The organism is Gemmatimonadota bacterium (assembly GCA_016209965.1).
Taxonomy (GTDB): domain Bacteria; phylum Gemmatimonadota; class Gemmatimonadetes; order Longimicrobiales; family RSA9; genus JACQVE01.
Map to the genome: position 1 here is coordinate 1 of JACQVE010000086.1, position 5,596 is coordinate 5,596.

At 70.3% G+C, this 5,596-nt stretch carries 7 protein-coding genes; 1 reads left to right on the plus strand and 6 read right to left on the minus strand.

The annotated features are described in order from the left end of the window. The 4 genes from HY703_03595 to HY703_03610 form a co-directional block, all read right to left on the minus strand. Nucleotides 1-695, minus strand: a 695-nt coding sequence (locus HY703_03595) for an ABC transporter permease (GenBank protein MBI4544260.1), incomplete at its 3' end; no start/stop codon positions are given. Beyond that, nucleotides 695-1,444: a heme ABC exporter ATP-binding protein CcmA gene (gene ccmA, locus HY703_03600; protein MBI4544261.1), complete on the minus strand. Its 750-nt coding sequence runs from the start codon at nt 1,442-1,444 to the stop codon at nt 695-697. The genes HY703_03595 and ccmA, both read right to left, overlap by 1 nt. Then, nucleotides 1,444-2,475 (minus strand): HlyD family efflux transporter periplasmic adaptor subunit, encoded by a 1,032-nt coding sequence (locus HY703_03605; protein MBI4544262.1) that lies wholly within the window; start codon nt 2,473-2,475, stop codon nt 1,444-1,446. Before HY703_03605 ends, ccmA begins: the two co-directional genes overlap by 1 nt. Beyond that, nucleotides 2,472-3,158 (minus strand): tetratricopeptide repeat protein, encoded by a 687-nt coding sequence (locus HY703_03610; GenBank protein ID MBI4544263.1) that lies wholly within the window; start codon nt 3,156-3,158, stop codon nt 2,472-2,474. The genes HY703_03605 and HY703_03610 overlap by 4 nt, the downstream gene beginning before the upstream one ends. Nucleotides 3,159-3,193: 35 nt before the next feature. Here HY703_03610 and HY703_03615 point away from each other — a divergent pair, with 35 nt between their 5' ends. Next, nucleotides 3,194-3,718, plus strand: coding sequence for a hypothetical protein (locus HY703_03615; protein MBI4544264.1), 525 nt, complete (start codon nt 3,194-3,196; stop codon nt 3,716-3,718). A 54-nt stretch (nt 3,719-3,772) separates the two neighbouring features. Here the strand turns inward: HY703_03615 and HY703_03620 are convergent, their stop codons facing one another. Both HY703_03620 and HY703_03625 read right to left on the minus strand, forming a co-directional pair. Further along, the gene (locus tag HY703_03620; GenBank protein MBI4544265.1) at nt 3,773-4,618 is read right to left on the minus strand and encodes a radical SAM protein; all 846 of its coding nucleotides are present in this window, start codon (nt 4,616-4,618) and stop codon (nt 3,773-3,775) included. Nucleotides 4,619-4,728: 110 nt separating this feature from the next. Continuing rightward, nucleotides 4,729-5,596 (minus strand): proline dehydrogenase family protein (locus HY703_03625; GenBank protein MBI4544266.1); only part of this gene is annotated, 868 nt, incomplete at its 5' end.

Here is a 5,596-nt window from a genome sequence, read left to right on the forward strand (position 1 = left end):
ACGATCAACTGCTCGAGCGTGCCCCGCTCCCGTTCCCGGACAATGGCCACGGCGGTGATCATCATCATGGTCAGGCTGAGCAGCACACCAATGATGCCGGGCACGATGTAGACGGCGGTGCGGAGCCCCGGGTTGAAGAGCGGCCGGACGCGCACGTCGAGGGCGGGCATGGCGCCCGCCAGCCTTGCAGTGCGGCTGGGCGGCGCGGCGGCGCCCGGCGGAGTCGAGGCGCCGACGGCCGAGGCGAGCGCCTTGAGCGAGCGCTCCTGGCCGACCGCGACGGCGGCGGCGATTGCGGACTGTGAGGCGAGCGGGTCGGCCGCGTCGATCAGCACCTGCACGGGCGCCGGCTCGCGGCGCTTGAGCCGGCGGCTGAAGTCGGGGGGGATGACGAGCCCGGCGCGGACCACGCCGGCGCCGATCCACTGCTCGAGCTGCACGCGGCTGGCGGCGTGGCGCACAACATCGAAGTTGTCCGTGGCCTGGAACGCCTGTACCAGGGCGCGGCTGTCGCTGGTGTTGGCCTGGTCGAACACACCGGTGGGCAGGTTGCGGACTTCCGTCTGGATGGCGTAGCCAAAGAGCAGGAGCTGCAGCACGGGGATGCCGAAGAGCACGCCGATGGTCATGGGGTCGCGCCGGAGCTGCGCGAACTCCTTCCAGACAATGGCATGGAGACGTGCCGGCTGGATCATCAGTCGGTACCGACCTGCAGGCTGACGAACACGTCCTCGAGGCTGGCGGCGCCGGCGTGCTGTGCCACCACCTGGTCGGGTGCGCCGAGAGCCGTGAGCTGGCCGCGGGAGAGGAAGGCGACGCGGTTGAACCGCTCGGCCTCGTCCATGTAGTGGGTGGTCACGAGCACGGTCGTCCCGCCGGCGGCCAGGCCGTCAATGATGCGCCAGAAGCGGCGGCGCGAGGCCGGGTCGACGCCCGCCGTCGGCTCGTCCAGCAACAGCAGTTCCGGCTCGTGGACCACGGCGCAGCCCAGCGCGAGCCGCTGCTTCCAGCCGCCGGAGAGCGTGGCGGCGAACTGGCGGGTGCGGCCGCCCAGCCCTGCCATCTCGAGCATGGCGCTGACCCGCTGGGCGCGCCGCGTGCCGCCCAGCCCGTAGACCTGGGCGTAGAAGCGGAGGTTCTCCTCGACAGTGAGGTCGTCGTAGAGGCCGAACTTCTGGGACATGTAGCCGACGCGCGCCTTCACCGCGTCCGGCCGCTGCCGTACGTCCTGCCCCAGCACGACGGCCGTGCCGGCGGTGGGCGCGAGGAGGCCGCACAGCATGCGCAGCAGCGTGGTCTTACCCGAGCCGTTCGGCCCGAGCACGCCGAACAGCTCGCCCCGCTCGATCTCGAGCGAGACCTCGCTCACCGCGACCAGGCTGCCGAACGCCTTGGTCAGCCGGTCCGCGGCAATCGCGGGTGCGGCGGAAGCGCCACCGGGGATCACTGCTGGCGCGCGTTGTCGCGCGCGCTGCCCAGGGCGGGAGCCGCGGCGTCGCCGGCGGCGATACGCGCTTCTGCCGGCATGCCCGGCTTGAGCACGCCCGCCGGATCCGCCAGGAGCAGCTTGACGCCAAAGACGAGGTGGGCGCGCTCTTCCTCGGTGAGTGCGACGCGGGGCGTGAACTCGGCACGGGGTGCGATCTCGACCACGCGGGCGGCGAACACGCGGTCGGGCAGGGCATCGGCCCGGATCTCCGCCGGCTGGCCGGTGCGCAGCCGCGCCAGGTCGCGCTGATCCACGTAGATCCGCATCCAGAGGCTGTCCGGGTCGATCAGCGTCACCACGGGCGCGCCCGCCCCCACGACCTCGCCCGCCTCGAAATTGCGCAGCAGCACCTGCCCGCTGCGCGGGCTGAGCAGCAGCAGCTCGGCGGCGGCGGCGCGCGCCTGGGCCTGGGCCGCTTCTGCGGCCGCCAGCTCGGCGCGCGCCGCCGCCAGTTGCTCGGGCCGCGTGCCCGCCTCGAGCCGGACAAGCGTCTGCCGCGCCATGTCGCGGCGGCTCCGCGCCAGATCGAGCGCCGTCGCCGCGCGGTCCCATTCCTGGGGCGGCGCGAGCTGCCCGGCGACCAGCTCCTCGATCCGCTTCAGCTCGCGGGCCGCCTGCGCCAGCTCGGATTCCGCCCCCCGCAGCGCGGCGCGTGCCGCAGCGATCTCCTCGAGGCGCGGGCCGGCCTCGAGCTCGAGCAGCCGGGCGCGCGCCAGCTCGACGCGCGCCCGCGCCGCCGCCAGCTCGCCGGGCAGTTCCGTGCGGGCCAGTAGCGCGAGTGTGTCGCCTGGCGCAACGACGTCGCCTTGCTGGACCCGTAATTCGACAACCCGCCCGCCGACCTGCGGGCCGACGTCCACCTCGAGGGCCTCGACCGTGCCCGTGGCGACCACGAGGTCAGGCGGGGCACGGTCGCAGGCGGCGAGGCCGAGGCAGGCGGCCACGCCGGCCAGGAGCGACGTCGCTCGTTGCCGCCGGCGGCTCATGGGCCGGATTCCAGTTGGCCGAGGCGGTCGCGGATCTGCGAGATCTCGACCCGCGCACCGATCTGCTGCGCCAGTTCCAGACCCTGCCGCAGGCAGCGCAACGCCGTGGGGCGGTCCTCGCGGCGGATGTGGATCTCGCCCAGCAGCCGCAGGCACTCGACGCGGCGCCAGCCGTTGGACACGGAGGTGAAATGGCCCAGCGCGGCGCTGGCAATGTCGGCCGCGCTGTCGAGCTGCTCGGTGCCGGCCAGAGCCTTGGCCAGGTTGAGATTGGCCAGTGCCAGCAGGTCCAGGTCTTCCGCGCGCTTGGCCGCGGCCACGGCGTCCTGGGCAATGTCGCGCCCCAGCCGGTATTTGCCGCGGTCCACGGCGGCGGCCGCATAGTTATTGAGGGCAATGGCTTCGCCGCGCGTGTAGCCGGCGCGCTGAAAGCAGTGGTAGGAATCCAGGAAGTACCGGTCGGCGCCAGCAAACTCGGAACGAATGGCCGCGATCGCGCCCAGGTTCTGAAGCGCAATGCCGCGGATGCGATCGTCCGCGGTCAGGCCCAAGATGCGCTCGAACAGGGGGATGGCCGCCGGGAAGTCGCCGCGGCTCTGGTGGATGTAGCGGATCCCCTGCTCGATCAGCTCCTCGGCCTCGGGCACGCCGCTTGCCCGGGTAGCGGGCTCCAGGTCAGGCAACGAATCATCCATCGTCATGAACTTAGGCAGGCGCCATGGAACGTTCAACGTGCCAGCGCGTGGCAGCCGTTGCGCTCGCGCTGGCTGCGCTGATCCCGGCCTGCGACGCGCCCACCGCGCCTGAGCCGCCGGGTCTCGCGCCCCGTTACGACAATTCCGGGGCCACGCTCCTCGAGTGCCCGACAACGGAGCCCCGATCGGTAGATGCCACCATCAACGGGTTGGGTGGCACTTTCTCGCTCGATGGGCACAGCATCACCCTGCCCGCCGGCGCGGTGCCCAGCCCCACACTCTTCCGACTGATCGTGCCCGCCTCGAGCTACATGGAAGTCGAGATCACGGCGGTGGGACTGGACAGCTTCATCTTCCAGGCTCCCGTCTCGATCCGGCTCAGCTACGCGCGCTGCACCCAGGACCTGAGCAGTGCCGCGCTGACTGCCTGGCACATCGACACGCAGTCCAAGGCGCTGCTGGAGAACATGAGCGGGGCGGACGACAAGGCCAGCCGCACCATGACGTTCTCCACCGGGCATCTGTCCAGCTATGCGGTAGCAAACTGATCGTCGAATTCGGTTTTGCGGCCGGGCGGCCCGGGGCCGGTGCTCCCCTCGCGCTTAGACGCCCGGCACGTTAGCGCCCCAGACGACCTTGTGGAGCTGGATCTGGTAGCGAACGGGTAGGCGATCCTCGAGCACCCACTCGGCGAGCTGTTGGAACGGCATCTCGTCCCAGACGGGTGAGAACAGGAGCGCACGGACCCGGCCGATCTTCACTCGCTCGGCCAGCCCGCGCTGCCACACGACGTCACGAGCCCACTCGTAGTCGCGCCGATCCCGGATCACGAACTTGACCTCGTCGCGCTCGGTCAGGTGCTCCAGGTTGGACCACAGGTTACGCGCCTCCTCGCCCGAGCCGGGGCACTTGAGATCCATGATCTTGTGGGCCCGTGCGTCGAGCGGCGCCACGTCCACCGCGCCTGACGTCTCGACCAGCAGAGTGAAGCCGCGATCCAGCAGCTTCTCGACCAGCCGGAAGGCGTTCCGGTGGACCAACGGCTCGCCGCCCGTGACCTCGACCAGCGGCGTGCCGATCTCCTCGACCTTGCTGATGATCTCTTCCAGGTGGACCTTCTCGCCGCCGTAGAAGGCGTAGGCCGTGTCGCACCAGACGCAGCGCAGCGGACACCCGGTGAGCCGGACGAAGGTACACGGCAGGCCGGCCCAGGTGCTCTCGCCCTGGATCGAGTGGAAGATCTCGGTCACGCGCAGGAAGTCGGGCACCCTGCCCCTCACCAATTCTGCAGGTCGGAATCCATGCCCGAGGTACCCCGCACGGGCTGGGCCGTGCCTGTCTCCATCGTCCTCCCCCCGCTCCGGAGGAGAGAAGCAGAGACGCAGGGACGCAGGGACGCAGTTGAGGTAGGGAGGCAGAGGTGCGGCCCACGCCCCTACCGGATCCATGCGTCTCTGCGTCTCTAAGTGGTCGAGTTCGCAAGTACGGCCGAATGCGGGCGTATTTGCGGATTCGACCACTAAGTCCCTGGCGCCAGAGTGGTGCGGTGGCGGCGTGGCTAGTGGCGTGCGTTGCCGCGGGGCAGCAGGACGCGGAGAGGGGATTCCCGGACCACGGCGTTCACGACGAAGAACAGGTTGGCCGGGCGCTCGGCCATGCGGCGCATGAAGTACGGGTACCAGGCCTCGCCGAAAGGCACGTAGATGCGGACGTTGTGGCCCTCGCGTACTAGCCGCTCCTGCAGGTCCCGGCGCACGCCGTAGAGCATCTGGAACTCGAAGGCCGAGCTCGGGATCTGCCGCTGCCGGGCGAACTGCTGCGTGGCGCGGATCATCTTCTCGTCGTGCGTGGCGATCCCGGGGTAGCGGCCGTCCGCGAGCAGCAGCTTCATGAGCCGCACGAAGTTGGCGTCCACCTGCGCCTTCTCGGGGAAGGCTACGCTCTCCGGCTCGTTGTATGCCCCCTTGCACAGCCGCACACGCGCTCCCAGCCCGTTCAAGGAATGGACGTCGCGCTCACTGCGGTAGAGGTAGGATTGGATGACGGCGCCCACGTTGTGGTAGCCGTCGTCCCAGACGCGGCGGAAGAAATCGAGCGTGCGCTGGGTGTAGGCGCCGGACTCCATGTCGAAGCGGATAAAGATGCCCAGCTCGGCAGCGCGGTCCAGCACGCGTCCCACGTTCTGGCGCAGGAACTCTTCGCCCACATCCTGGCCCATCTGGGTGAGCTTGAGGGAGACGTTGCCGTCCAGGCCCGCGCCGGCAATGCGCGCGAGCACCGCTCGGTAGACTCCGGCTGCGGCCCGGGCTTCCTCGGGGCTGCGCACTGATTCTCCCAGGTAGTCGACGGAGAAGCTGAAGCCGTTGCGGTTGAGGTCAGCGGCGGCGCGGACGACGTCGTCCACGGTCGTGCCGGCCACGAAGCGC